We start from the raw sequence: 23880 nt of genomic DNA, 5'->3' as shown, positions 1-23880 counted from the left end.
GCGCAGGCGTATAAGACTTTCCCGGCCCGTCATTCCGGCGGCCCGGTGTCTTATTTCTTCACTGGAAGGTGGCGAATCATGAGCAACAACAAACCGACGGTCGTCCTGGCCCATGGTTTCTGGGGTGGTGCGGCGCACTGGCACAACGTCATCGTGGAGCTGCTGCGCAAGGGCCACACGGCCATCCGCGCGGTCGAGCTGCCGCTGACCTCGCTGGCCGACGACGCCGAGCGCACGCGCAAGATGGTGGCGCAGGTGCAGGGGCCGGTCTTGCTGGTCGGCCACTCGTACGGCGGCGCCGTGATCACGCAGGCCGGCGACCTGCCCAACGTGGTGGGGCTGGTCTACATCGCCGCCTTCGCACCCGACGCAGGCGAAAGCCCCGGCGGCATCACGCAGGAGCATCCGCCCGTGGCCGTGCCCAACCTGGCGCCCGACAGCGACGGCTACCTGTGGGTGATACCCGAGAAATACCACGAGAGCTTCTGCCAGGACCTGAGCGCCGAGGAAGGCCTGGTGATGGGCCTGACGCAGAAGGCGCCGCTGGCCAGCACCTTCGGCGACACCATCACGGCGCCGGCCTGGAAGAAGAAGCCGTCGTGGTACCAGATCTCGAGCGAGGACCGCATGATCTCGCCGGTGAACCAGGAGCGCATGTCGGCGCGCCTGGGCGCGAAGAAGGTCATCACGCTGGCGGCCAGCCACGCCTCGCTGGCCTCGCAGCCGCAGGCCGTGGCGGCGCTCATCGACGAAGCCGCGAGCGCTGCCTGAGGCCGGCTACGCGCAGCGCCCGGCGCGCTGCGCAGCCGTCGGGCGGGCCCGCCAGCCGAGGAACGCCACGGCGCAGGCCGCTGCAATCACGATCGCCACGGCCACGCCCATCACCGAGAAGAAGGCCTGATCGAAGGCCGTGTGCGCGAGCGCCACGAGCTGCGAGGCGATGGGCGCGGGCAGCGTTTCGGCGGCCAGCAGCGCGGCGTCGATGCTGTCGCTGGCCGAAGCCGGTACGGCCAGGCCGTCTGGAATGACCAGCGCGGCGGTGTAGCTCGCCGAGAGCACGCTGCCCAGCAGCGCGATGCCCAGCACGCCGCCGAGTTCGTACGACACCTCTTCGATCGACGCCGCCATGCCGGCGTGTTCCACGGGCGCGTTGTTCATGACCGCGTTGGACGCCGCCGTGATGGTCGCGCCCACGCCCAGCCCCAGCAGCACCAGGATCGTCGGCTTGAGCAGGCCCGCGGCATCGACCGCCAGTGCCAGCGCGCACAGCGCCAGCGCCGTGGTCACGAGGCCGCCCAGGATGACGGGGCGCGAGCCGATGCGTGCCAGCAGCAGGCCCGCGAGCGGCCCCGCCACGAAGGCGGCCAGCGGCAGCGGCAGCAGGGTGAGGCCGGCTTGCAGCGGCGTGAGGCCGACCACGAGTTGCAGCCGCTGGCTGAACACCAGCTCGACACCGATCAGCGCCACCGAGGCCACGATGGCCGCGATCACACCGCCCGAGAAGTACGCGTTGCGGAACAGTCGGAAGTCGATCAGCGGCGCGCTGCTGCGCCGCTGGCGCCGCACGAAGAGGGCCATGGCCACCACGGCGAGCACGCCGGTGATGGCGGCTGTCGTGACCGAGGGCGCGAACTTCGTGAGTTCCTTGATGGTCAGCACGAGGAAGACCAGCCCCGCCAGCACCTGCACCGAGCCGATGAAGTCCCACGGGCGCGTGCCGGTGTTCTTCTGCGTCGGCAGCAGCCACAGGGCCAGCACCAGCGCGAGCACCACCACGGGCACGTTGATGAGAAACACCGAACCCCACCAGAAGTATTCGAGCAGCACGCCGCCCACTACCGGCCCGAGCGCCGCGCCGCCCGAGGCCACCGAGGCCCACACGCCGATGGCCACGGCGCGCTCGCGCTCGTCGGTGAACACCAGCCGCAGGATCGCCAGCGTGGCCGGCATCATCATCGACGCGCCCACGCCCAAGAGGGCCCGCGCGGCGATGAGGACGGCCGGGTTCGGCGCGTAAGCCGCGCACAGCGAGGCCACGCCGAACACGGAAAGACCCGCGACGAACATGCGCCGGTAGCCCACGCGGTCGCCCAGCGCGCCCATGCCCAGCAGGAAGCCGGAGACGACCACGGTGTACGCGTTGAGGATCCAGAGCTTCTCGGTGGCCGACGCGGCCAGGTCGTGCGTGAGCGTGGGCAGCGCCGTGTAGAGCACGGTCATGTCGACCACGATCAGCAGCAGCGCCATCGAGACGATGCCGAGCGTGATCCATTTCTTTGCGGTGGGGTTCAGGCCGTTCATGGCGTGGCCCTCCGGTCGTGCGGCTGTGCGGTGGTGCCGTCCAGTTCCTTGAGCATGGTGACGGACACCGTCTCGCAGCCGCGGGCGTGGAAGAAGTCGTGCGCGCGGGTGTTGCCGATGCCGCTTTCGAGAAAGAGGCGCTGGATGCCGTGGCGCTGCAGTTCGGCGCAGACCCAGTCGAACAGCAGCCCGCCCAGGCCCATGCCCTGGAAGCGCGCGTCGACCACGAGGTCGTCGAGCGTCGCGAAGCTGCGCGCGGCGCGGCGGGTGTCGTCGATGGACACCAGCGCGAAGCCGGCCAGTGCGCCGTCGGTTCGCGCGACGGCCACGCGTGCGTGGGCGGTGGCCGGGTCCAGCGCGAGGGTCTCGCGCACCTGCGCCATGAAGACGGCGGGCAGGTCGGCGCGCCATTCGCCGAGGGCCACGGCGCGCTGCTCCTGCAACTCGGAGTGCGAGATGTAGGCAGGGGAAAGTTGCTGCAGGAACAGGGCGGTCAACGCCTGCGCCTGGAAAGGATCGCTGCACCAGCTCAGTTCGAACGCCGGTGTCGTCTTGTTGTTTGCATTCGTCATGGCGCCATGTTGCGCCATTAAAATGAATGAATAAAGATGAAATCCATCTGATAAATAGATGAGTAGGTGGCCGAAATGGAATGGACCGTCGACCAATTGCGCCAGTTCGTGACGACCGCCGAGTGCGGCTCGTTCTCGGCCGCGGCGCGCCACCTGGGCAAGGCCCAGTCGGCCGTGAGCACCGCCATCGGGCTGCTCGAAGTCGACCTCGGCGTGGCCCTGTTCGACCGCTCGCGCCGCAACGCGCAGCTGTCCGACGCGGGGCGGGTGCTGCTGCTGGAGGCGCGCGAGTTGCTGCGGCAGGCCGAGCAGCTCGACCAGCGCGCCCGCTCGCTGCACGAGGGCGACGAGGCCGCGCTGTCGCTGGCGCTGGACGAAGCCCTGCCATACACCGCCATCGGCACGCTGATGCGCGAGCTGTCGGTGAAGTTTCCGAGCCTCGAGCTCACGCTGCTGAACGGCACCGCGACCGAGGTGGCCGACTACGTCGAGCAGGAGCGCGCCAGCGTGGCCTTCCACTTCGACCGCGGCCCGGTGCGCGCGAGCTTCGACCAGCGCCACATCGGCAGCGTGCGCCAGGGCGTGTTCGTGGCCAGCGACCATCCACTGGCCGACGGCCGCACGGTGCGGCGCCAGGACCTGGCGCGGCAACGCCAGCTGCTGATGCATGCGGACGACGTGCACGAGGTGGCCTACAGCCCGCGCGTGTGGCGCTCCGACAGCTTCTACAGCACGGCCGAGATGGTGGCCGACAACCTGGGCTGGGCCGTGCTGCCCATCAACATCGCGCGCTACGAAGGCTTCAGCAAGGCGCTGAAGGAGGTGCCTTGCCCGTCGCTGGCCTTGCCGCGGCTGTCGGTGCGCATGCTGTGGCTGCCGGGGCGCCCGCTCGGTGCGACGGCGCTGTATGTGCAGCAGCGCTTCACCGAGCTGCTGGGCGACAGCGCCGTGTGAGGCGCGTCAGCGCAGGACCCGACCGTCGGCCGAGATGCTGATGAGGTCGATGCTGCGCACGTTGTCGCGCAACCCGGGGCGCAGGTTGATGCGAAAGCCGCCCACGTCGTAGTCGGTCATCGCCGTCATCGTGCGTTGCAGCGTGGCGGTGTTGAAGCCGCGGCCCGCGCGGCGCACGGCCTCGCCCGCGGCCTTGGCGGCGATGAAGCCTTCGAGCCCTTCGTACGACGCGGTCTGGTCGGAGTTGTCGACCGCCGCGAGGTACTCCTTGACGATCGGAATGGCCGAGGGGCGAGGCGAAGGCACCACCTGCGAGATCACGATGCCGCCGATGTCCTTGCCCAGCTCGGCGTAGAGCGGGTCGATGCCGACGATCGAGAAGGCCATGAAGTTGCCCGTGTAGCCGCTCTTGCGCAGCTTGCGGATGGCGCCGGCCGTGGTGCCCGAGAGCGACACCAGCACGATGGCCTGGGGCGTCTGCTGCTGCACGGTCTTCAGCGCGGCGTCGAGCTTGTCGGCGCCGGCGGGCACCAGCGCGCTGGCGACCAGCGGTGGCAGCTTGAGTTCGGTGACGGCCTGCTGCACGGCGGCCAGGCCGGCGCGGCCCATGGCGTCGTCGTCGCCCACCAGCGCGATGCGCTTTTGCCCCACGGTGGCGCACTGGCGCACGATCTTGAGGGCCTCGTCGATCATGCCCGGGCGCACATGGAACACGTTCGGGTGATCGGGGCCGCGCAGCGTGTCGGAGGCGGCGAAGGGCGCAAAGAGCAGGCTGCCCTGCTGCGTGGCGACTTTGGCGCCGGCCTCGCTGCTGGCGGTGCCGACAAAGCCGAACAGCATGTCGGCCTTGTTCGCGCCCAGCAGCGTGCGGGCGTTGGTGGTGGCGCGCGCGGCGTCGTAGCCGTCGTCCAGTTGCAGCAGCTTCAGCTGCAGGCCGGTGGCGGCGTTGCGCGTGTTGAAGTCGCTCACGGCGAGCCGGCTGCCGGCCGCGAAGGCGTTGCCGATCTCGTTGGCGCTGCCGGTGAGCGGCACCGACTGGCCGAGCAGGACGACGCGGGCCCCGGCGGCGGCCGGGCGTGGCGTCTGTGCCAGCAAGGGACGGGTGATGCCGAGGCCGCTTCCCAGAAGCAGCATTGCGGAGGCTTTTCCCAGCCATGTCCTGCGAGACGCGTTCATTGGCTACCTTTTGCTAACAATAGTAAAAAAGTGTAGCAATTTCGAGGCCAGGGCGGAAGGCGCGGGTGCTCCAGAATTGCCCTGATGAACTTGAATACGTCCTGGGTTTGGGGAGGGGTGTGTGTGGCGCTCGCCGGTTGTGTCGCGCCCCCACCGACCGTGGTGGAAAAAGAGCCGCCCCCGCTGGAGATTTTGGTGCCCGTTGCGCCGCCACCGCCGCCCCTGATCGAGCCGCCACCGGCGGGACCGCCGATGGCACTGCCGCCCACGCTGCCACGGTCCCCCAAGGTCGCGTCGCCACCACGGCCACCGTCCCCCATGATCGCGCGGCCACCGCTGCCACCGCCCCCCATGATCGAGCCGCCACCGCTGCCACCGGCGGGGCCGCCGATGGCCTTGCCGTCGGGGCCGACCCTCATGGCGGCGCCGCGCGCCGATTCGCGCGTTGCGGCGGACGCGGTCGTGACGGAGCCGGTGATCCGCCAGCGCCGCTATCCCAGCTACCCGTCCGCGCTGGTGGAAGAGGGCATCGAGGGCCTGGTGGTCACGGCCTTCTTCGTCGGCGTGGACGGCAAGCCCGAAGACATCCGCGTCGAACGCTCACCGCACCCGCTGCTGTCGCAGGCGGCGACCGATTCGCTCAAGGGATGGCACTTCGACCCGGCGCGCACCGCGGACGGGCGTGCGGTGCGCGCCCGCATGCGGCTGCCGTTCCGCTTCAAGCTCGTCGAGTGAGCGGGGGAAGGTGACGCGCGCTCAGGCGCGTTTTTCGAACACCAGGTCCCACACGCCGTGGCCCAGCTTGAGGCCGCGGTTCTCGAACTTGGTGAGCGGGCGGTACGCCGGCTTGGGCGCGTAGCCGGTGTCCGGCGCGGTGTTGCGCAGCAGCGGCTCGGCGCCCAGCACCTCGAGCATCTGCTCGGCGTAGGGCTGCCAGTCGGTGGCGCAGTGGATGTAGCCGCCGGGGCGCAGGTGCTGCGCCAGCTTGGTCACGAACTCGGGCTGGATCAGGCGGCGCTTGTTGTGGCGCTTCTTGTGCCACGGGTCGGGAAAGAACACGTGCACGCCGGCCAGCGTGCCGGGCTGCAGCATGTGGTCGATCACGTCGACCGCGTCGTGCGCGCAGATGCGGATGTTCGAGATCGACTGCTCGCCGATGCGCTTGAGCAGCGCGCCCACGCCGGGCTCGTGCACCTCGCAGCACAGGAAGTTGGTCTCGGGCAGCACCGTGGCGATGTGGGCCGTGGCCTCGCCCATGCCGAAGCCGATCTCCAGCACCGTCGGGCCCACGCGGCCACCGAAGGCCGCCGTGAGGTCGAGCCGCTCGGGCGTGTAGGGCACGAGGAACAGCGGGCCCAGCTCGGCGAAGGCGCGGGCCTGGCCGTCGGTGGTGCGGCCGGCGCGCTTCACGAAGCTCTTGAGGCGGCGGTGCAGCGGGTGCGGCTTGCCGTCGGTGGCGTCGTCTTCGGGGGATGCGGGCAGGTCGTCGCCGGGCGGGAGGTCGTTGGACACGGTGTCGGGAATGTTCATGAGGGCCGCGAATTGTAGAGATCGCGCCATTCGGGCACCCAGCCGGCCAAGGCGGCGGTGCAGTGGCCGGCGGCCGTGGGGCGCAGGCCGAGGGCGCGCGCGGCGGTGTCGAGCGCGGCCAGCGCGGCGTGCGGCGTCGCGGTGTCGATGGCCGTGGCGCCGTTCTGCTTGGAGAGCTTGTCGCCGTCGGCGCCGCGCACCAGCGGCGTGTGCAGGTAGCTCGGCGTGGGCAGGCCGAGCGCTTGCTGCAGCAGGATCTGGCGTGCCGTGTTGTCGGCCAGATCCTCGCCGCGCACCACGTCGGTCACGCCCTGTTCGGCGTCGTCGACCACCACGGCGAGCTGATACGCCCAGGGGCCGTCGGCGCGGCGCAGCACGAAGTCGCCGACCTCGCGCTGCACGTCCTGCCGCTGCGGGCCGAGGCGGCGGTCGTGCCAGTGCAGGTCGCCGGCCGGCATGCGGTGCGCCGCAAAGCGCCAGGCGCGCGCGGGCTTGCCGTGCAGGCCGTCGCGGCAGGTGCCGGGGTAGACGCGCTCGCCGTGGCGTTCGTGCGCATGGCCGAGCCGGGCCAGGGCCAGGTCGATGTCCTTGCGCGAGCAGCCGCAGGGGTAGGTGAGGCCGCGCGCCTGCAGCGCGGCCAGGGCCGCCTCGTAGTGCGGGGTGCGCTGCGTCTGCCACTCGGGCGGTTCGTCGGGGAGCAGGGCGCAGTCGGCGAGCTGGCGCAGGATGCGCTCGCCCATGCCGGGCAGGCAGCGCTCGGTGTCGGCGTCCTCGATGCGGACCAGCCAGCGCGCACTGTCGCCGCGCGCGCGCACGTCGAGCCAGCTCGCGAGCGCGGCCACCAGCGAGCCGGCGTGCAGCGGGCCGGTGGGCGAGGGGGCGAAGCGGCCGGTGGCCCGCATCCTTTCTTAGAGAACTGCGAGGGCCAGCGAGAGGCCCGAAACGAAACCGTCTTCCACGCGATGGCCGATGCACCAGTCACCGGCGATGCCGATGCGGGCCTTGGCGTCCCACAGGTGGGTCTGGCCCACGGGCACCTGCGTCTGCGCCTCGGGCCAGCAGCGCGCCTTGGCGTGGCTGGGCGTGGCGTGGATGCCGGTGATCTCCGAGAAGGCGCGCAGCAGCTTGGCCTCGATGCGCGCGGGCGTGTCGCGCAGGTGTTCTTGCGACCAGGTGGCGCTGGCCTGCAGGGTCCAGCGCTCGACGCGCTCGCGGCCGGGCTTGGACGATTCGCGCGCCAGCCACGCCACGCGGTGGTGGGTGCTGCGCGCCACGTTCCATTGCGGGCCGAGGTGCGACATGTTGGCCTGGTTGGCCTGGGGGAAGGCGATCATCAGCGTCCAGCAGGGCGCGATGCGCACGCGGTCGATCTTGCGGCTCAGCGTGGCCGAGCGTTCGCCATCGGCGAGCAGCTCGCGGGTGCGTGCGGGCGGCACGGCCAGCAGCACAGCGTCGAAGCCGGAGTACACATGCTGCGAATCGTCGGCGCCGGCGGTGCGCAGCTGCCAGCGGGTGGCGTCGAGCGCGTCGGGCTCGATGCGGGTGACCTGGGTGCCGGTGACGAGGTGTTCGCCCAGCGGCGCGGCCCAGTGGGCCACGAGCGCGTCCATGCCGGGCTGGGCGACCCAGTGCGGCTCCAGCGAGGGCAGCGCCGCCTCGGCCACGCGGCCGTGGGCGTCGAGCACGCGCACGAGGTTGGCGCTCCAGGGGCGGCACAGCGCGGGCGTGGTGGCCAGCACCTGGGCGAAGCGCGGGTCGCGCACGGTGAAGTACTGCGCGCCGCTGTCGAAGCGGCCGAAGGCGGTGTCGATGCTCGCCATCCGCCCGCCCGGCGTGGCCTCGCGTTCGAACACCGTGACACGGTGCCCGGCCTGCATCAGCGTGCGGGCACAGGCCACGCCGGCAATGCCGGCGCCGATGACGGCGTAGTGGCGGGCGGCGGCGGGAGTTCGGTGGCGGTCGGCGGTGGCGCGGGCTTTGGCTTTGGGCATGGCGGACTCTTTTCTTTTGACAGGGTGATGACTGAGGAGGCCGTGCACACTCTAACTCGGTCTGCGCGCGTCGCCGGGCTGGGGGCGACCCTTATGACGCCGTCATCGCGTGGCGTTCAACGACCGCGGTGCCGTTCGAGCAGCGCCTTGCGCGTGCCCTCGTGCTCGAACTGCGCGAGCCACCATGCGAGCGCGCGCCCCGGCTTGCCCGCACTGCGCACGCGCCACGCGCAGTGCATGGTGCCCAGCGGCGGCTGGCGTTCGGTCTGCAGCTCGACGAGATGGCCGGCCTCGATGTAGGGCCGCGCCATCGGCTCGGGCAAGAAGCCGCCGCCCAGGCCGTGCAGCTGCGCGGCGATCTTGGCCTGCATGCTGGGCACGGTGAGCACGTCCTGCCCGCCGACGAGGTTCACCGTCATGCTCGGCCCGCTGCGCACCGAGTCGGCCGCGGCCACCGCGCGGTGCTGGCGCAGCACCGCGTCGCTCAGCGGCTGCGGCAGGCGCGCGAGCGGATGGTGCGGCGCCACCGCGAACACGAAGCGCAGTTCGCCGATCGGCCGGCTGCGGATGCCGGTGGCGGTGAAGGCCAGGCTCGCGGCATCGAGCACCGCGCCGATCGCCAGGTCGGCCTCGCCGCTGGTCAGCGCCTCGATGGTGCCGAGCAGCGTTTCGTCGCGCAGCTTCAGGCGCGTGGGCGGCTCGAGCGCGAAGAAGGCGGTGCACAGGTCGAGCAGCGGGTCGCGTGCGATCACGCTGTCGACCGCGATGGTCAGCATCGGCTCCCAGCCGGTGGCCACGCGCTTCACGCGGTTGGCCACGGCGTCGATCTCGCCGAGCAGGCGCGCGGCCTCGCGCAGCAGTTCGGCGCCGGCCTCGGTGATACGGGCCTGGCGCGCGCTGCGGTCGAACAGCAGCACGTCCAGGGCGTCCTCGATCTGGCGCACGCGGTAGCTCAGCGCGCTGGGCACCAGGCCGAGCGCGCGCGCGGCGGCGGCGAAGCTGCCGGTGGTGGCCACCGTCTGCAGCATGGCCAGCGCGTCGGGGGTGAGGACGTCTCGGGCGCTCGTCATGGGGCGGGCTCCATCGTTCAAATAATTTGAATGATGCCATCAAAACCGGGCGCCTTTCAGAGGGGGATGGAGGTCCAAAATTCTTCTCATCCGCTGCGCATCCGGCGCGGCCCACGACGAAAGCCCCGGCGCCCGAACCGGGTGGGGCAGCAAGGAGTTCGATATGTTGCAAGTGCGTAAATCCCAGGAACGCGGTTATGCCGACCATGGCTGGCTGCGCTCGTTCCACAGCTTTTCCTTCGCGGGGTACTACGATCCGGCCTACATGGGCTTCGGCAACCTGCGGGTGATCAACGAAGACCGCGTGGCGGCGGGCGCCGGCTTCGGCACCCACGGCCACCGGGACATGGAGATCATCAGCTACGTGCTCTCGGGCGAACTCGCGCACAAGGACAGCATGGGCAACATCGAATCCATTCCGCCGGGCGACGTGCAGCGCATGAGCGCCGGCCGTGGCGTGATGCACAGCGAGTTCAACCACAAGGCCGACCAGACCACGCACTTCCTGCAGATCTGGATCGAGCCCAAGGAACGCGGCATTGCCCCCGGCTACGAGCAGAAGCAGTTCAGCGACGCCGAAAAGCGCGGCACCCTGCGCCTGGTGGCCTCGCCCGACGGCCGCGACGGCTCCGTGACGGTGAATGCCGACGCCCGCCTGTTCGCCGGCCTGTTCGACGGCAGCGAGACCGCCAGCCTGGCGCTCGACCCGCAACGCAAGAGCTATGTGCACCTGGTGCGCGGTGAGCTCGAAGTCAACGGCCAGAAGCTCGTGGGCGGCGACGCCGCGATGCTCGAAGGCGAATCGCAACTCACGCTCGGCGCCGGTAAGGATGCCGAAGTGCTGGTGTTCGACCTGACGGCCTGAGACGGCGTCTTTTTTCTTTTCTTTGTTCCTTTCGCTTCAACAACCAACGAGGAGTTTCACCATGGCCATTACGACCACAACCGCCACCCCCAACGCCGCCCAGGACACGCTGGCGCTCATCGGCCGCGTACTGCTCGCTGCGCTGTTCGTGCCCGCCGGCTTCGGCAAGCTCATGGGCTTTGCCGGCACCGTGGGGTACATCTCCTCGGTGGGCGCGCCGCTGCCGCAGGTGGCGGCGGTCATCGCGATCGTCGTGGAGCTGGGGCTCGGCCTGCTGCTGCTGGTCGGCTTCAAGACGCGCGTGTCGGCGATCGTGCTGGCGATCTTCACCGTGGCCGCGGCCGTGATGTTCCACAACTACTGGGGCATGCCCGCCGACAAGGCCTTCGTGAACCAGCTGATGTTCTTCAAGAACATCGCGATCGCCGGTGGCCTGCTCGCCTTCGCTGCTTTTGGCGCCGGTCGCTTCAGCATCGATAAAAAGTAAGCTCGCTTCACCCCAGGCCGCGCACACCTCGTGGGCGCGGCCTGCCGACTTCATCGCTTCATTGAGGAAATCCGTTTTCATGGCAAACATCGTCGTTGTCTTCCATTCCGGCTACGGCCACACCCAGCGCGTGGCCCAGGCCGTGGCCGACGGGGCGGGCGCGCAGCTGCTCGCCATCGACGCCGACGGCAACCTGCCGGCCGGTGGCTGGGAGACGCTGGCCGCGGCCGACGCGATCATCTTCGGCTCGCCGACCTACATGGGCGGCGTGAGCTGGCAGTTCAAGAAATTCGCCGACGCGTCGTCCAAGGTCTGGTACACGCAAGGCTGGAAAGACAAGCTCTTCGCCGGCTTCACCAACAGCGCCACGATGAACGGCGACAAGGTCACGACCATGACCTACCTGTGGACGCTGGCCATGCAGCACAGCGGCATCTGGGTCAGCATGGGCATCCTGCCGACCAACAACAAGGCAGCCACGCGCGACGCCATGAACTACGTCGGCGGCTACGGCGGCCTGCTCACGCAATCGCCCTCGGACGCGAGCCCGGCCGAGATGCCCAAGGGCGACCTGGAAACCGCGCGCGCCTTCGGCGAGCGCATCGGCGCGGTGGCAAGATCGCGCGCATAACGCCCCACCGAACCTCGCCCACAAGGACACCACGATGACCGACACCATCCCCGAAATCCAATTGCTGCGGCCCCACGACAAGGACCTGGGCGGTGGCTTCAACGTGCGGCGTGTGCTGCCGGCGGCGCAGCGCCGCTCGGTCGGGCCCTTCGTGTTCTTCGACCACTTCGGCCCGGCCACCGAGCAGCCCGGCAACGCGCACGACGTGCGGCCGCACCCGCACATCGGCCTGTCGACGGTCACCTACCTGTTCGAGGGCGCGATGATGCACCGCGACAGCCTGGGCAGCGTGCAGGAGATCCAGCCCGGCGCCATCAACTGGATGACCGCGGGGCGCGGCATCGTGCACTCCGAGCGCAAGCCCGAGCGCCTGCTGGCCGATACCTTCGTGAACCACGGCCTGCAGCTGTGGGCCGCGCTGCCGCAGGCCCATGAAGAGGTCGAACCCAGCTTCGAGCACACGCCGACCGAGGCCATTCCCGAGCTGACGGTGCAGGGCGTGCCCGTGCGCGTGCTGGTGGGCGAGGCCTTCGGCGTGCGCTCGCCGGTGAAGACGCTGGCGCAGACGGTCTACCTCGATATCGCGCTGCCGGCCGGCGGCCGTTTCGAGCTGCCCGCGCTGGCGCCCGAACTGGCGGTCTACATGGTCGACGGCGATGCGCAGGTGAACGGCGAGCCCGCACCCGCCCACACGATGGCGGTGCTGCCCGACCGGCAGGGCGCGGTGTTCACTGCCGACGCCGCCGTGCGCCTGATGGTGATCGGCGGCGAGCCGCTGGACGGCCCGCGCTACATCACCTGGAATTTCGTCTCGAGCCGGCGTGAGCGCATCCTCGAAGCCGGCGCCGATTGGGCTGCCCAGCGCATGGGTCACGTGCCCGGCGAGACCGAGTTCATTCCGCTGCCGGGCAAGCCCTTCGGCGTGCGCGAGCCCGACACGGGCACCACGCCGGTCTGAGCCCTCTGCTTATTGCTTGATGCCGATGTCCGGGTCTTCCGAGGCCCGGGCGCTGGCGTCGGAGGCGCGCGCGCTGAGGTCGGGCGCCAGGGCCCGGCGGCCGTCGAACACGAAGCAGTCGCCGTGGTAGTGCGCGCCGCCGACGTCCTCGAAGTATTTGAGGATGCCGCCTTCGAGCTGCAGCACGTGCTCCACGCCTTCCTCGCGCATGAGGATGGCCGCCTTCTCGCAGCGGATGCCGCCGGTGCAGAAGCTCACCACCGTCTTGCCCTCGAAGTCGGCGCGGTGCGCCTTCAGGGCGGGCGGGAACTCGGTGAACTTGGTGATGCGCCAGTCGATCGCGCCGTCGAAGGTGCCTTCGTCGACTTCGAAGTCGTTGCGCGTGTCCAGCATCACGATCTCGCGGCCCTCGTCGTCGTGGCCCTGGTCGAGCCAGCGCTTGAGCGTGGGCGCGTCCACGCCGGGCGCGCGGCCGGCGGCGGGCTGGATGGCCGGGTGGTCCATGCGGATGATCTCGCGCTTGAGCTTCACCAGCATGCGCCGGAAGGGCTGCGTGGCCGACCAGCTTTCCTTGGTTTCGAGGTCGGCAAAGCGCGCGTCGGCGCGCAGGTCGGCCAGGAAGGCGTGGATGGCCTGCGCCGTCCCCGCCAGAAACAGGTTGATACCTTCGGGCGCCAGCAGGATCGTGCCCATGAGTCCCAGGGCCTGCGCGCGGTCGCGCAGGGTCTCACGCAGCACGGGGCTGTCGTTGATGCCCACGAACTTGTAGGCGGCGATATTCAAAATCTCTTGCACGGGGCGGGATTGTAGGGATCGCCACACCACATCGTGGAGGGCGGCTTCCTACAATCGACGGATGTTTGTTCACCTGCGTCTGCACACCGAGTTTTCCGTCGTCGATGGCACGAATCGAATCGACGAAGTCATCAAGGCCGCCGCTGCCGACAAGCAGCCTGCGCTGGCCATCACCGACCTGAACAACCTGTTCGGGACGGTCAAGTTCTACAAGCAGGGCCGGGGCAAGGGCGTCAAGCCCGTCATCGGCGCTGAAATCTTCATCGACGGGCTGGGCAAGGAGCCCGGCGCGCTGACCCGCCTCATCCTGCTGGTGCAGAACATGGAGGGCTACCTCAACCTGTCGGAGCTGCTGGCCCGCGCCTGGACGCAGAACGTGAGCCGCGGCCAGTCGCAGGCGGCCTGCAAGCTCGAATGGCTGCAGGAACTGCAGGGCGGCCTGATCGCGCTGTCGGGCGCACAGGCCGGGCCGCTGGGCCAGCCGCTGCTGCAAGGCCAGGAGGAGCGCGCCGCCGAACTGGCGCTGCAACTCGCGGGCATGTTCCCGCACCGTTTCTACATCGAGCTGCAACGCGCCGGCCGTCCTGAAGACGAGCCGCACGTGATTGCGGCCGTGAAGCTCGCCGCCCGCCTGAAGCTGCCGGTGGTCGCCACGCACCCCGTGCAGTTCGCCGAACGCCAGGACTACGAAGCGCATGAAGCGCGCGTGTGCATTTCCGAAGGCGAAATCCTCGGCAACCCGCGCCGCGTGCGCAAGTTCACCGAGGAGCAGTACTTCAAGTCGAGTGCCGAGATGCAGGCGCTGTTCGCCGACGTGCCGAGCGCGCTGGCCAACACGGTCGAGATCGCCAAGCGCTGCAACCTCACGCTGGTGCTCGGCAAGCCGCAGCTGCCCGACTTTCCCACGCCCTTCATCAGCGAAGGCGTGCGCATGCCGATCGGCGAGTTCTTCCGCCAGGAGTCGTTCGAAGGCCTGGAGGTGCGGCTGAAGCACCTGTTCCCCGACGAAGCCAAGCGCGAGGCCGAACGGCCGCGCTACGTGGAGCGCCTGGAGTTCGAGATCAACACGATCCTGAACATGGGCTTCCCCGGCTACTTCCTGATCGTGGGCGACTTCATCAAGTGGGCCAAGGAAAATGGCTGTCCCGTGGGCCCGGGCCGGGGCTCGGGTGCGGGCTCGCTCGTGGCCTACGCGCTGAAGATCACCGACCTCGACCCGCTCGAATACAAGCTGCTGTTCGAACGTTTCCTGAACCCCGAACGCGTCTCGATGCCCGACTTCGACATCGACTTCTGCCAGGGCAACCGGGACCGCGTGATCGATTACGTGAAGGACAAGTACGGCCGCAACGCCGTGAGCCAGATTGCCACTTTCGGCACCATGGCCGCGCGCGCGGCCATCCGCGACGTGGGCCGCGTGCTGGACATGAGCTACATGTTCTGCGACGGCATCAGCAAGCTGATTCCGAACAAGCCGGGCATGTCGGTCACGCTGCAATATCCGCCCGCGACCAAGATCGAAGGCGACAAGAACAACTACGCCATCGAGATGGAGCCGCAGCTGGCGGAGCGCATCGAGAAGGAAGAAGAAGTCCGCATGCTGGTCGAGCTCGCACAGAAGCTCGAAGGCATGACCCGCAACATCGGCATGCACGCCGGCGGCGTGCTCATTGCGCCGGGCAAGCTCACCGACTTCTGCCCGCTGTACCAGCAGCCCGGCAGCGAATCGGCCGTGAGCCAGTACGACAAGGACGACGTCGAAGCCATCGGCCTCGTGAAGTTCGACTTCTTGGGCCTGGCCACGCTCACGATCCTGGAGATCGCGCGCGAGTTCATCATGAAGCGCCACAAGGGCCAGGAGAACTTCGCGTTCGAGAACATCCCGCTGAACGACGGGCCGACCTACCGCCTGTTCTCCGACGGCAAGACCGAGGCCGTGTTCCAGTTCGAATCCCGCGGCATGCAGGGCATGCTGAAGGACGCGCGCCCCACGCGCCTGGAAGACCTGATTGCGCTGAACGCGCTGTATCGTCCGGGCCCGATGGACCTGATTCCCAGCTTCGTGGCGCGCAAGCACGGCCGCGAAGACGTGGAGTACCCGCACCCGGCCGTGGCCGAGATGCTCTCCGAGACCTACGGGATCATGGTCTACCAGGAGCAGGTGATGCAGACCGCGCAGATCCTGGGCGGCTACTCGCTCGGCGGCGCCGACTTGCTGCGTCGCGCGATGGGCAAGAAGAAGCTCGAGGAAATGGCCGAGCACCGCGAGAAGTTCCGCGCGGGCGCGCTGTCCACGCACGGCATCGTGCAGGACAAGGCCGACGAAATCTTCGACTTGATGGAGAAGTTCGCGGGCTACGGCTTCAACAAGTCGCACGCCGCCGCCTACTCGCTGCTGGCGTACCACACGGGCTGGCTCAAGGTCCACTACACGGCCGAGTTCTTCTGCGCCAACATGACCGTGGAAATGGACGACACGGACAAGCTCAAGCTGCTGTTCGAAGACGCCCAGAAGAACTTCAACATCACCTTCGAGCCGCCGGACGTGAACCGCGGCAACTACCGCTTCGAGCCGGTCACCAACCGGATCATCCGCTACGGCCTGGGCGCCGTGAAGGGCACGGGCCAGCTCGCGGTCGAGGCCGTGGTGCGGGCGCGCGAAGAGGGCGGGCCGTTCAAGAGCCTGTACGACTTCTGCGTGCGCATCGACCGCCAGCGCATCAACAAGCGAACGGTCGAGGCGCTCATCAAGGCCGGCGCGTTCGACGCCATCCAGCAGAACCGCGCCTCGCTCATCGCCTCGGTCGACCGCGCCTTCGAGTTCGCCATTGCCACAGCGGCCAACGCCTCGCAGGCCGACATCTTCGGCGACTGCGAGCACGGCTCGGCCACGCAGGAACCCGATCTGGTCGACGCCACGCCCTGGGGCGTGAAGGAGCGCCTGACTTTCGAGAAAACGGCGGTCGGCTTCTACCTGTCGGGCCACCTGTTCGACGAGGTCTCGCACGAGGTGCGGCGCTTCTGCAAGCGCGAGATCGGCGACCTGCTCGACAGCCGCGATCCGCAGGTCATTGCCGGCATCGTGAGCGACTTCCGCGTCATCAACGGCCAGCGCGGCCGGCTGGCGATCTTCAAGCTCGACGACAAGTCGGAGTCCATCGACGCCACGGCCGACGAGGCGCTCATCAACGCCAACCGCAACACGCTGAAGGACGACGAACTCGTCATCGTGAGCGGCAAGCTGCAGCCCGCGCGCGGCGGCTTCGAAGCGCGCTTCCAGGTGCAGCAGGTGTGGGACCTGGCCTCGGCGCGCTGCCGCTTCGGCAAGTTCCTGCGCGTGGCGGTCAATGGCAAGGTGCCCGAGATCGCGCGCCTCTTGAAAGACTTTCCGGCGCGCACCGAGCAGACCGAGGTCGGCGACCTGGTGCACGGCCTGCCCGTGCGTCTGTCGATGGCACGCGGTGGGGCGCAGGTCGAGTTGCAATTGGGCGAGCGCGCCAAGTTCTTCCCGACCGATGCGGCGCTGGCGAGCTGGACCGCGCAGGCCGAAGCGGGCAAGGCGCAGGTCATCTACGATTGATCGGATCGCGCGGCCCCGGGGAACCTCGGGGCCTGCGCGCGGTCCATCAGACTGTTGCAACCTGGCCTTGGGCCATTCACAGGAGGAACGACCGCATGCATTTCAAGAAGATCCTCAAGACCACCGCGTTGACGTTCGGCGTGGCGCTGCCCATGGCCGCGGCCTGGGCCCAGTACGCCGGCCCGAGCTCGGTGCCGAACCTGACGGTCAAGCAGCTGATCGAGACCGGGCAGGACGACCAGCACGCCACGGTGCGCGGCTTCATCGTCTCGCACGACGGCGGCGAGCACTACACCTTTGCCGACGACACGGGGCGCCTGAAGGTCGAGATCGACGCCAAGTACTTCCCGCCGGGCGTGAAGATCGACGACAAGGTGCGCGTCGAGCTCAGCGGCGAGTTCGACAAGGACCGGCTCACCGGCAAGACCGAACTCGACGTCAAGCGCGTCATCACCGTCCTGCGCTGACCCCGGCCTTTTTCCCGAGCGCCTGCTCGACCTGGTCGAGCACGGCCTCGGGGGCGTGCAGCCAGTCCTTGGCCAGCACTTGCATCACCTGCCAGCCGAAAGCGTCGAGGATGCGCGGACGCGAGACGTAGCGTTCCAGCACGTTGTGGCGCGTGCCTTCCTGCGCCGCGCCGTCCACGAGGAGGCCCAGCGCATAGTGCCCCTGGCCCGCTGCGCGCACCGCGAGGTCGCAGCGAAAACGCGACTGCCCCACCTGTTCGTCCACCGCATGGCCGCGTGCGCGCAGCGCCTGCGCGATCTGCGCCGTGACCTCGTCCGTGCGCGCGTGCCGCGCCACCTGGCCGCGCGCCAGCGGGTTCATGCCTTCGAGCACGCGCCGTGCCGTGTCCTCGTCGCCGCGTGACAGGCATTCGGCATAGCGCAGGAAGTTCTTCAGCGCGGCCGCGCCTTCGTTGTGGTCGTTGGTGATCGCCTCGTGGCGGATGGTCGAGACCACCGCCATGTGGTGCTTGGCACGGCTGAAGATCACGTTCAGCCGCTTCTCGCCGCCGCGCTGGTTGATCGGGCCGAAGTTCATCAGCATGCGGCCCTCGGGGTTGGGGCCGTAGCAGATGCTGAGGATGATGATGTCGCGCTCGTCGCCCTGCACGTTCTCCAGGTTCTTGATGAAGAGGCCGCAGAACTGGTCGTCTTCCTCGCGCACGTACTCGGCTTCGAGCCGCGCCGCGAAGCCGGCATCGACCGCGCCGAGCGCGTTCAGCTCCTCCTCGATCTCGCCCTGCTGCGCCTCGGAGAACGCCACGATGCCCAGGCTGCGCCCGGTCTCGCGCCGCAGCAGCTCGCGCACCAGCTGCGCGATGTGGCGTGCCTCGCCGTCGTTGATGCGGTTCTCGTACACCGCATCGGCCACGCGGTGGAAGCTGATGGCGCGCGAGAGCAGGGCGTCGACCTGCGCCTTCACGGATTCGTCGCTCGGGCTGCGCGACTGCACCACGATCTCGCCGCGCTCGGGCGCGGGCAGGCTGCGGTCGGGAATGGTGTACAGGTTGCCCGCGTAGAAGGCCGCGTTCGAAAAGCCGATGAGCGATTCGTAGCGGCTGCGGTAGTGCCAGGCCAGCAGCGTGGCCGGCAGGTTGCGCGCGCCCTGGTTCAGCAGGCTGTCGGCGTCGAGCACGACGGCGATGCGCTCGCCTTCCTCACCGTTCTCTGCATCGTCGCCTGCGACCGACACGGTGTCTTCCTCGGCGTCGCGGCCCGACGAGAAGAAGCTCGTGGGCGGCAGCTGCATCTCGTCGCCCACCACGATGATCTGCGGCGCGCGGTACAGCGCGGGCACCGCTTCCTCGACCGGGATCTGGCTGGCCTCGTCGAAGATCACCACGTCGAACAGGTCGGCCGCGAGCGGCAGCGTGTCGGACACCGACAGCGGGCTCATGAGCCAGATCGGCTTCATGTCGCGCACCACGCGACCGGTGTCGCCGCTGGCCAGTTCGCGGATCGCCTTGTAGCGCATGGTCTTGCCGAACTCGTGCTCGAGCTCGCGGCGGCCCGCGTTGTAGCTCTTCTTGAAGACCTTGCCGTCGGCGTCGAGCTGGCTGGCGGGCAGGGCGCTCTTTTGCACATGGTCGCGGAAACGCTGGCGCACCGCGGCGGCGAGCGTGCGCGCATTGCGTTCGAGCAGCTTGCGTTCGCCTTCGCCCAGGCGCTGCGCATGGCGCGCGAGCGTGGCGCCATCGAAGCGCGGCAGCCAGCGCTCGGTGCGGTACACGCGCTCCAGCCCTTCGCGCGCGACGGCGTACTCGATGGCCTCGGGCGGCAGCGGCAGGGTGCGCAGCGCGGCGGCCACCGCCGGGTCGGCGTCGGCGAGTTCCTGCAGCGGCTGGAGCACCGACGGCAGCGCGTCGGCCTGGTCGCGCAGCGTGCGGGCCAGCGCGTCGAGCGCGTCCAGCGGTTGCGCGCCCGCGTCGTGCAGCAGGTCGCGCCAGAGGGCATCGAGCGTGTCGACGCGCGGTGCGGCGGCGACGAGCTGCTCGACGCTGCGGCGGCCTGCGTCGGTGCGCAGGTGGGCCTGGAACGCCGCGCGCAGGCCGGCGCCGGCGTCGATGCCGCGCATCGCCTGCAGCTGCTGCGAGAAGGCCTCGGCGTCGGCGCAGCCGTAGTCGGCCTCGAGGCGCGCCGCCTGCTGGTCGAGCGCGGTGCGCGCGGCCTGTTCGGCGCGCAGGTCTTCGAGGATCTGGCTGGGCTGCGGACGCACGGCATGGGCGGCGAAGTCGTAGCGGCGCTTGAGTTCGCCCGACAGGCGCCACCACGAGGGCTGCAGCCAGCGCAGCAGCGAACCTTGTTGCGCGCGGGCCTGCGCCAGTGCGGCTTCGGTGTCGCCGGGCGAGAGCTTGTCGCGCCAGCGGGCGGTGCGCTGCAGCTGCGCGTCGAGCGCCTGCTGCAGGGTGCGTCTTTCATTGAGGGAGTTACCGAGCGCGAGGCTGCTCGGGTGCGCCGCGTCGAGCAGCGCCAGCTGGCCACGCGCGGCCAGCGCGGCGACGCTGCGCGCATCGGCCACCACGGCCAGCGCATCGCGCCACAGCACGCCGGCCTCGGCCAGCGGCGGCCACGCATCGACCAGCGCATCGCGGCAGGGGGCGCTCAGGTCGATGGCGCGTTCGCTGCGCTCAACCAGCCGCGCCAGCGGTTTCTCCTGCGCCAGCAGCGAGGGCGCGAGCTGCGCGAACACATGCTGCGCGAAGCTGGGTGCGCCCAGGCTTTCGGTCACGGCCAGGTGCAGGCGCGACACCAGCTCCGCATGCCGGCGCCAGGCCGCGAAGGCGGGCAGCGCCTCGGCCTGCAGCGGCGTGAGCGATGGGTCGCCGGCCTTGAGCGCCACCAGCCGCGACAGCAGCTCGCGCAGCGTCACGGCGATGTGTTCGGGCACGTCGTGCATGGCGGCGTCGAAGCGTTCGAGCGCGCGCAGGTCGAGGTCCATGGCGTCGAGCACCTGCGTGCGCTCGGTGCTTTCCTGCGCCAGCGTGCCGGGCGCCTCGAGCCACAGCTCGTAGGTCTTGCGCAGGTTCTGCACGAAGGCCTTCTTGTCGCCCTGCGAGTCGTGGATCATGCAGCACAGCTCGTCCAGCCCCTGCTGGCGCAGGCGGTGGAACACGACGTCGATGGCAGCGCGCTTCTCGCAGACGAACAGCACGCGCTGGCCGCGGCCCACGTAGTCGGCGATCAGGTTGGTGATGGTCTGCGACTTCCCCGTGCCCGGCGGGCCCTGGATGATGTAGCTGGTGCCGGTGCGCGCCAGCGCCACCGCGGCGGTCTGCGTGGCGTCGGCCTGCACCACGGGCCACTGGTCGGCCAGCGGCAGGGCGGGCGGCGTCTCGGCGTCCACGCGACGCGGCTGCAGCGAGAACACGCGGTCGAAGGCCTCGCTCGCCAGATCGGATTCGGCCAGTCCCGAGTAGTCGCGCACCAGCGACATCTTGCGGTGGTTGAAGTTGCCCAGCGTCACGGCCGTGAGGTCGATGTCCCACTGGTAGGGGTTGCCGCTGCTCTCGCGCAGCGCGAAGGTCTTGCGCTCGGTGTCGTCGACCGCGGTGGCCGCCATCTGCGGCGCGCGCGGCTGCGGCGCGCCGCCGACGGCCTCGCGCACCGGCAGCGGCACGGGGCGCACGCGCGCATGGAACAGCTGCAGACCGCGCGGGCGGAAGTCGTCCTGTGCGTAGCTGAAGTCTTGCGCGGCCACCGGCACCGCCGAGGGCGAGCGCACGCGGGTGCGGCGCTTGAACTGTTCGAGCCGCTGGCGCGCGCGCTGGTGCATCACGGCGATCTCGGGCTGCTTCACCAGCCGCAGTTGCACGCCGGGTTCGCTCTGCGCGATCTGCGCCGACAGCTGGGCGTGAAACTGTTCGAGCGAGGTCTCGCGCAGGTCGACCGTCTCGGGCAGTGCGATGCCGTAGAGCTGGCGCAGGTGATGGCGCAGCGTGGGGTTCACCTGCGCCTCGCTGGCCGAGGCTTCGAGCAGGTACTGGTCGCGCACGCCTTTCTTGCGCGTGAGCTCCACCGGCAGCATCAAGAGCGGCGAGGCGATGCGCTCGGCGCGTTCGGCCTCGCCCTCCTTGAGGTTGTGCCAGCGCAGGAAGGCGACCACCAGCGACAGCTGCGAGAAGCCGTACTCGGCCCGGTCGCGCCGTGCCTCCTGCAGGATGCGATCGAGCGCGCCCGGCAGGTAGGGCTGGTCTTCGAAGCGCAGCCAGCGCGCGAGCGGCACGGGGTCGCAGCTGGCGATGTCGGCGGCAAAGCGGCCGTCCCACACGCACAGCTGGTCGGTGCGGATGCTGTTCAGGTCGACCACCAGCGGCACGCTGGCGATGGTGAGGTTCACATGCGCCTGCGTCGGCTTGAAGTACAGCAGGCGGTTGCGCCGCGACAGGTCGAACAGGCGGTCGCGCAGGTGCAGCTGGATCGCCTGGCGGCGCTGGCCTGCGCCGTCCCTTGCCGGTGCGATGCGGTCCAGGCCAAGGTCCACGGGTTGGTCGCGGTAGGTCTCGAGGCGGCGGATGACCGAGGGCAGGTCGCGCGCACGTTCGTGGCGGTCGAGCGCGGTCATCTCGAAGATCACCGCGGCCACTACCGGGTGCAGCCGGCGGTTCAGCTCGAACAGGTTGCCGCGGTGCGTGGCAAAGCGGGTCAGGTCGTCGCCGTCGGTGAAGTCGAGCCCGCAGGACAAGCTGGCCAGCACCTGGCCCAGGCACAGGATGTCGCCGAGCGCGTCGTGGTGGCCCAGGCGCAGTTCCCACGCGGCGTAGCCGGGCAGGTAGACGGGGCGCGCGGGCACGGTGTCGGGGCCGGCCTCGGGCATCACCGCGAGGTTCTCGAGCGCGACGCCGGCGTCGGCATCGACGGTCAGGCGCGTTTCGCCGACCACGCGCAGCACCGAGGCGGCGGGTTGTTCGAGCGGCGCGATGGCCTCGGGGTGGCGGCGTGGTGCGGTGCCTTCAGGCTGGGCGAGCGCCAGCGCGGGTTCGGCGGGCGCGTCGGTCACGCGGTAGGCGAAGGCGTTGCCGAGCGCGGCGACGTGGCCGAGTTCGTGCAGGGCCGAGACCTCGCGCAGCAGCGGCAGCACGAGCTTGAGCACGTCGTCGGTCTGCAGGCCGCCGTGGGCCTCGGCGGTGGCGAGCAGTTGCAGGAGCGGGGCGAGAGCGAGGGTCATGCGGCGGCGGCCTGCGAAGAAGAGGTTGCGGCCTTGTCGAGCAAGGCGGCGGCGTCGCGCTTGACGCGGGTGAAGTTGCGCTTGGACAGACCCAGGTCCTTCAGCACGCGCTGCTCGAAGGGCGTGTCGCAGCCGAGCGCATCGGCCAGGCCCAGCGCGGCGGCGAGGGTGACGTCGTCCATCTCGGGATCGGCGGCGATGAAGTCGACCAGCACGCTGGCCAGGTAATCGTGCAGGCCGGCGGGGGCGGGCTCGGGCGGCGGCATGGCCGAGGTGGGCGGCGCGAAGTCGGGGAAGAAGCGGCGCGCATGCGCCAGCAGCGATTCCGACTGCAGCACGGGCCGCTGCAGCAGCTGCGCCAGCGTGCCGCGCGTGAGCGCACTCACGCGCTGCTGGCCGAGCATGTCGAGCGTGGCCAGGTCGAGCGGACCTTCGAGCGCGGCGGCCAGCCATTCGTCGGCGTCGTGCTCGCGGCCGGCCCACAGGCGCAGCGCGCGGGCGCGCACGAACACCTCGGGGTGGCTCACGCCGCGTGTCTGCAATGCTTTGTTGTTGGGGGCGGCGCAGATTTCTTCGGCCTGCGCGAGGTAGCTCGCCACGTTGACCTGCGTGAGGCCAGTCTCGATCTTGATGAGCGCGCTCACGGCGGGCTCGAGCGCGCCGCAGGCCACGCAGCCGCCGCGGTCGGCAAAGGCCTCGGTGTACAGCGCATGGCGCCGCGCGGCCTGCAGGTGGCTCGCGTCGGCGCGCGGGTCGGCTGCCGTGGCGTGCAGCAGGCGATCGACGACGTGGTGCTGGCCGCCGTCGCGCTCCCACAGCAGGTAGTGCGCGAGTTCGTGGCCGAGCACGGCCTGGCGCTCGGGCGGCTGCAGTTTTTCGAGCAGCGGGCCCGAGAGCACGATGTGCGCCTCGCCCGGCACGACGTAGATCGCGGCGTTCATGGCCGCGCCGTCGCCGGACGGGGCCTGGTAGAGCGTGATGCGCGCCGTGACACCCAGGCGCTGCGCGGCCAGGGTGGCGTCGGCATGCAGGTCGGGGTGCGCGTCGGCGTCGAGCCGGTAGGCGCTGCGCAGCAGCTCGGCACGCATGGCGGCCGTGTGTTCCTCGCGCGCTTCGGCGGAGGCGGCCCAGCGCCAGGCCTCGGGTTCGTTCGCCTGGAGGTGGGCGGCCAGTGCCTGCTGGTAGGGCAGCGGCGTCAGGTCTTGGAGGCGAACGGCAGGGAAAGAGTCGACCATGTCAGGAGCGCCAGCAACAATGAGTTGCCGACGATCCTAAACGAGCGGGTGGTGTCGCTTGCAAT

Annotated in this window: 19 protein-coding genes; 9 read left to right on the top strand and 10 right to left on the bottom strand. The window is 69.8% G+C overall.

Features of this window, described 5'->3' with window-relative positions; genetic code table 11:
* Positions 1-78 precede the first annotated feature (78 nt).
* Positions 79-771, top strand: coding sequence for an alpha/beta hydrolase (locus AC07Q9_RS11570; RefSeq protein ID WP_495309481.1), 693 nt, complete (start codon positions 79-81; stop codon positions 769-771).
* A gap of 6 nt (positions 772-777) precedes the next feature.
* Here AC07Q9_RS11570 and AC07Q9_RS11565 read toward each other — a convergent pair whose 3' ends face one another.
* Together AC07Q9_RS11565 and AC07Q9_RS11560 are read right to left on the bottom strand one after the other, a co-directional pair.
* Positions 778-2301, bottom strand: a complete 1524-nt coding sequence (locus tag AC07Q9_RS11565; protein ID WP_495309479.1) for an MFS transporter — start codon at positions 2299-2301, stop codon at positions 778-780.
* Positions 2298-2873, bottom strand: coding sequence for a GNAT family N-acetyltransferase (locus AC07Q9_RS11560; protein ID WP_495309477.1), 576 nt, complete (start codon positions 2871-2873; stop codon positions 2298-2300). Before AC07Q9_RS11560 ends, AC07Q9_RS11565 begins: the two co-directional genes overlap by 4 nt.
* A gap of 75 nt (positions 2874-2948) precedes the next feature.
* Between AC07Q9_RS11560 and AC07Q9_RS11555 the strand changes: the two genes are divergently transcribed.
* A complete protein-coding gene (locus tag AC07Q9_RS11555; protein ID WP_495309475.1) occupies positions 2949-3827 on the top strand; it encodes a LysR family transcriptional regulator in 879 nt (292 codons plus the stop codon).
* Positions 3828-3833: 6 nt separating this feature from the next.
* Here AC07Q9_RS11555 and AC07Q9_RS11550 read toward each other — a convergent pair whose 3' ends face one another.
* On the bottom strand, positions 3834-5003 hold the full coding sequence (locus AC07Q9_RS11550) for an ABC transporter substrate-binding protein (protein WP_495309472.1): 1170 nt from the start codon (positions 5001-5003) through the stop codon (positions 3834-3836).
* A gap of 351 nt (positions 5004-5354) precedes the next feature.
* Here AC07Q9_RS11550 and AC07Q9_RS11545 point away from each other — a divergent pair, with 351 nt between their 5' ends.
* The gene (locus AC07Q9_RS11545) at positions 5355-5738 is read left to right on the top strand and encodes an energy transducer TonB (protein WP_495309470.1); all 384 of its coding nucleotides are present in this window, start codon (positions 5355-5357) and stop codon (positions 5736-5738) included.
* A gap of 21 nt (positions 5739-5759) precedes the next feature.
* Here AC07Q9_RS11545 and trmB read toward each other — a convergent pair whose 3' ends face one another.
* The 4 genes from trmB to AC07Q9_RS11525 all read right to left on the bottom strand — a co-directional run bounded on the left by trmB (position 5760) and on the right by AC07Q9_RS11525 (position 9594).
* The gene (gene trmB, locus AC07Q9_RS11540) at positions 5760-6533 is read right to left on the bottom strand and encodes a tRNA (guanosine(46)-N7)-methyltransferase TrmB (RefSeq protein WP_062478378.1); all 774 of its coding nucleotides are present in this window, start codon (positions 6531-6533) and stop codon (positions 5760-5762) included.
* Entirely contained in the window at positions 6530-7435 is a 906-nt protein-coding gene (gluQRS, locus tag AC07Q9_RS11535) for a tRNA glutamyl-Q(34) synthetase GluQRS (protein ID WP_495309467.1), read from the bottom strand. The genes trmB and gluQRS overlap by 4 nt, the downstream gene beginning before the upstream one ends.
* 6 nt (positions 7436-7441) lie before the next feature.
* On the bottom strand, positions 7442-8524 hold the full coding sequence (locus AC07Q9_RS11530; protein WP_495299734.1) for an NAD(P)/FAD-dependent oxidoreductase: 1083 nt from the start codon (positions 8522-8524) through the stop codon (positions 7442-7444).
* A 116-nt stretch (positions 8525-8640) separates the two neighbouring features.
* Positions 8641-9594, bottom strand: coding sequence for a LysR family transcriptional regulator (locus tag AC07Q9_RS11525; RefSeq protein ID WP_062481635.1), 954 nt, complete (start codon positions 9592-9594; stop codon positions 8641-8643).
* Between the two features lie 163 nt (positions 9595-9757).
* Here AC07Q9_RS11525 and AC07Q9_RS11520 point away from each other — a divergent pair, with 163 nt between their 5' ends.
* The 4 genes from AC07Q9_RS11520 (at position 9758) to AC07Q9_RS11505 (ending at position 12535) form a co-directional block, all read left to right on the top strand.
* Complete coding sequence (locus tag AC07Q9_RS11520; RefSeq protein WP_307693843.1) at positions 9758-10459, top strand: pirin family protein; 702 nt, start codon at positions 9758-9760, stop codon at positions 10457-10459.
* A 61-nt stretch (positions 10460-10520) separates the two neighbouring features.
* Positions 10521-10946: a DoxX family protein gene (locus tag AC07Q9_RS11515; RefSeq protein WP_495309466.1), complete on the top strand. Its 426-nt coding sequence runs from the start codon at positions 10521-10523 to the stop codon at positions 10944-10946.
* Between the two features lie 79 nt (positions 10947-11025).
* Positions 11026-11577 (top strand): flavodoxin family protein, encoded by a 552-nt coding sequence (locus AC07Q9_RS11510; RefSeq protein WP_062481628.1) that lies wholly within the window; start codon positions 11026-11028, stop codon positions 11575-11577.
* A gap of 34 nt (positions 11578-11611) precedes the next feature.
* Positions 11612-12535, top strand: coding sequence for a pirin family protein (locus tag AC07Q9_RS11505; protein WP_495309464.1), 924 nt, complete (start codon positions 11612-11614; stop codon positions 12533-12535).
* Between the two features lie 9 nt (positions 12536-12544).
* On the opposite strand, the gene AC07Q9_RS11500 is transcribed toward AC07Q9_RS11505, so the two are convergent.
* Positions 12545-13330, bottom strand: coding sequence for a sulfurtransferase (locus AC07Q9_RS11500; RefSeq protein ID WP_153284573.1), 786 nt, complete (start codon positions 13328-13330; stop codon positions 12545-12547).
* Positions 13331-13391: 61 nt separating this feature from the next.
* On the opposite strand from AC07Q9_RS11500, the gene dnaE reads away from it, so the two are divergent.
* Both dnaE and AC07Q9_RS11490 read left to right on the top strand, forming a co-directional pair.
* Complete coding sequence (gene dnaE, locus AC07Q9_RS11495; RefSeq protein WP_495309461.1) at positions 13392-16910, top strand: DNA polymerase III subunit alpha; 3519 nt, start codon at positions 13392-13394, stop codon at positions 16908-16910.
* 95 nt (positions 16911-17005) lie between these two features.
* The gene (locus AC07Q9_RS11490; RefSeq protein ID WP_083259096.1) at positions 17006-17377 is read left to right on the top strand and encodes a YgiW/YdeI family stress tolerance OB fold protein; all 372 of its coding nucleotides are present in this window, start codon (positions 17006-17008) and stop codon (positions 17375-17377) included.
* On the opposite strand, the gene AC07Q9_RS11485 is transcribed toward AC07Q9_RS11490, so the two are convergent.
* The gene (locus AC07Q9_RS11485) at positions 17361-22580 is read right to left on the bottom strand and encodes an AAA domain-containing protein (protein WP_495309459.1); all 5220 of its coding nucleotides are present in this window, start codon (positions 22578-22580) and stop codon (positions 17361-17363) included. The genes AC07Q9_RS11490 and AC07Q9_RS11485 overlap by 17 nt on opposite strands.
* Complete coding sequence (locus tag AC07Q9_RS11480; RefSeq protein ID WP_495309457.1) at positions 22577-23815, bottom strand: M48 family metalloprotease; 1239 nt, start codon at positions 23813-23815, stop codon at positions 22577-22579. The genes AC07Q9_RS11485 and AC07Q9_RS11480 overlap by 4 nt, the downstream gene beginning before the upstream one ends.
* Positions 23816-23880: the final 65 nt, after the last annotated feature.

This window comes from Variovorax sp. GW821-FHT09A10, assembly GCF_059418385.1.
This window is presented reverse-complemented; position numbering and strand designations above follow the sequence as displayed.

What these genes read in the sequence shown, in the direction of transcription:
- AC07Q9_RS11520 (WP_307693843.1), top strand. Translation starts at nt 9,758, where the DNA reads ATGTTGCAAGTGCGTAAATCCCAGGAACGCGGTTATGCCGACCATGGC.
- gluQRS (WP_495309467.1), bottom strand. Translation starts at nt 7,435, where the DNA reads ATGCGGGCCACCGGCCGCTTCGCCCCCTCGCCCACCGGCCCGCTGCAC.
- AC07Q9_RS11515 (WP_495309466.1), top strand. Translation starts at nt 10,521, where the DNA reads ATGGCCATTACGACCACAACCGCCACCCCCAACGCCGCCCAGGACACG.
- AC07Q9_RS11530 (WP_495299734.1), bottom strand. Translation starts at nt 8,524, where the DNA reads ATGCCCAAAGCCAAAGCCCGCGCCACCGCCGACCGCCACCGAACTCCC.
- AC07Q9_RS11560 (WP_495309477.1), bottom strand. Translation starts at nt 2,873, where the DNA reads ATGACGAATGCAAACAACAAGACGACACCGGCGTTCGAACTGAGCTGG.
- AC07Q9_RS11550 (WP_495309472.1), bottom strand. Translation starts at nt 5,003, where the DNA reads ATGAACGCGTCTCGCAGGACATGGCTGGGAAAAGCCTCCGCAATGCTG.
- AC07Q9_RS11510 (WP_062481628.1), top strand. Translation starts at nt 11,026, where the DNA reads ATGGCAAACATCGTCGTTGTCTTCCATTCCGGCTACGGCCACACCCAG.
- AC07Q9_RS11525 (WP_062481635.1), bottom strand. Translation starts at nt 9,594, where the DNA reads ATGACGAGCGCCCGAGACGTCCTCACCCCCGACGCGCTGGCCATGCTG.
- AC07Q9_RS11565 (WP_495309479.1), bottom strand. Translation starts at nt 2,301, where the DNA reads ATGAACGGCCTGAACCCCACCGCAAAGAAATGGATCACGCTCGGCATC.
- AC07Q9_RS11485 (WP_495309459.1), bottom strand. Translation starts at nt 22,580, where the DNA reads ATGACCCTCGCTCTCGCCCCGCTCCTGCAACTGCTCGCCACCGCCGAG.
- dnaE (WP_495309461.1), top strand. Translation starts at nt 13,392, where the DNA reads ATGTTTGTTCACCTGCGTCTGCACACCGAGTTTTCCGTCGTCGATGGC.
- AC07Q9_RS11505 (WP_495309464.1), top strand. Translation starts at nt 11,612, where the DNA reads ATGACCGACACCATCCCCGAAATCCAATTGCTGCGGCCCCACGACAAG.
- AC07Q9_RS11555 (WP_495309475.1), top strand. Translation starts at nt 2,949, where the DNA reads ATGGAATGGACCGTCGACCAATTGCGCCAGTTCGTGACGACCGCCGAG.
- AC07Q9_RS11480 (WP_495309457.1), bottom strand. Translation starts at nt 23,815, where the DNA reads ATGGTCGACTCTTTCCCTGCCGTTCGCCTCCAAGACCTGACGCCGCTG.
- trmB (WP_062478378.1), bottom strand. Translation starts at nt 6,533, where the DNA reads ATGAACATTCCCGACACCGTGTCCAACGACCTCCCGCCCGGCGACGAC.
- AC07Q9_RS11490 (WP_083259096.1), top strand. Translation starts at nt 17,006, where the DNA reads ATGCATTTCAAGAAGATCCTCAAGACCACCGCGTTGACGTTCGGCGTG.
- AC07Q9_RS11545 (WP_495309470.1), top strand. Translation starts at nt 5,355, where the DNA reads ATGATCGAGCCGCCACCGCTGCCACCGGCGGGGCCGCCGATGGCCTTG.
- AC07Q9_RS11570 (WP_495309481.1), top strand. Translation starts at nt 79, where the DNA reads ATGAGCAACAACAAACCGACGGTCGTCCTGGCCCATGGTTTCTGGGGT.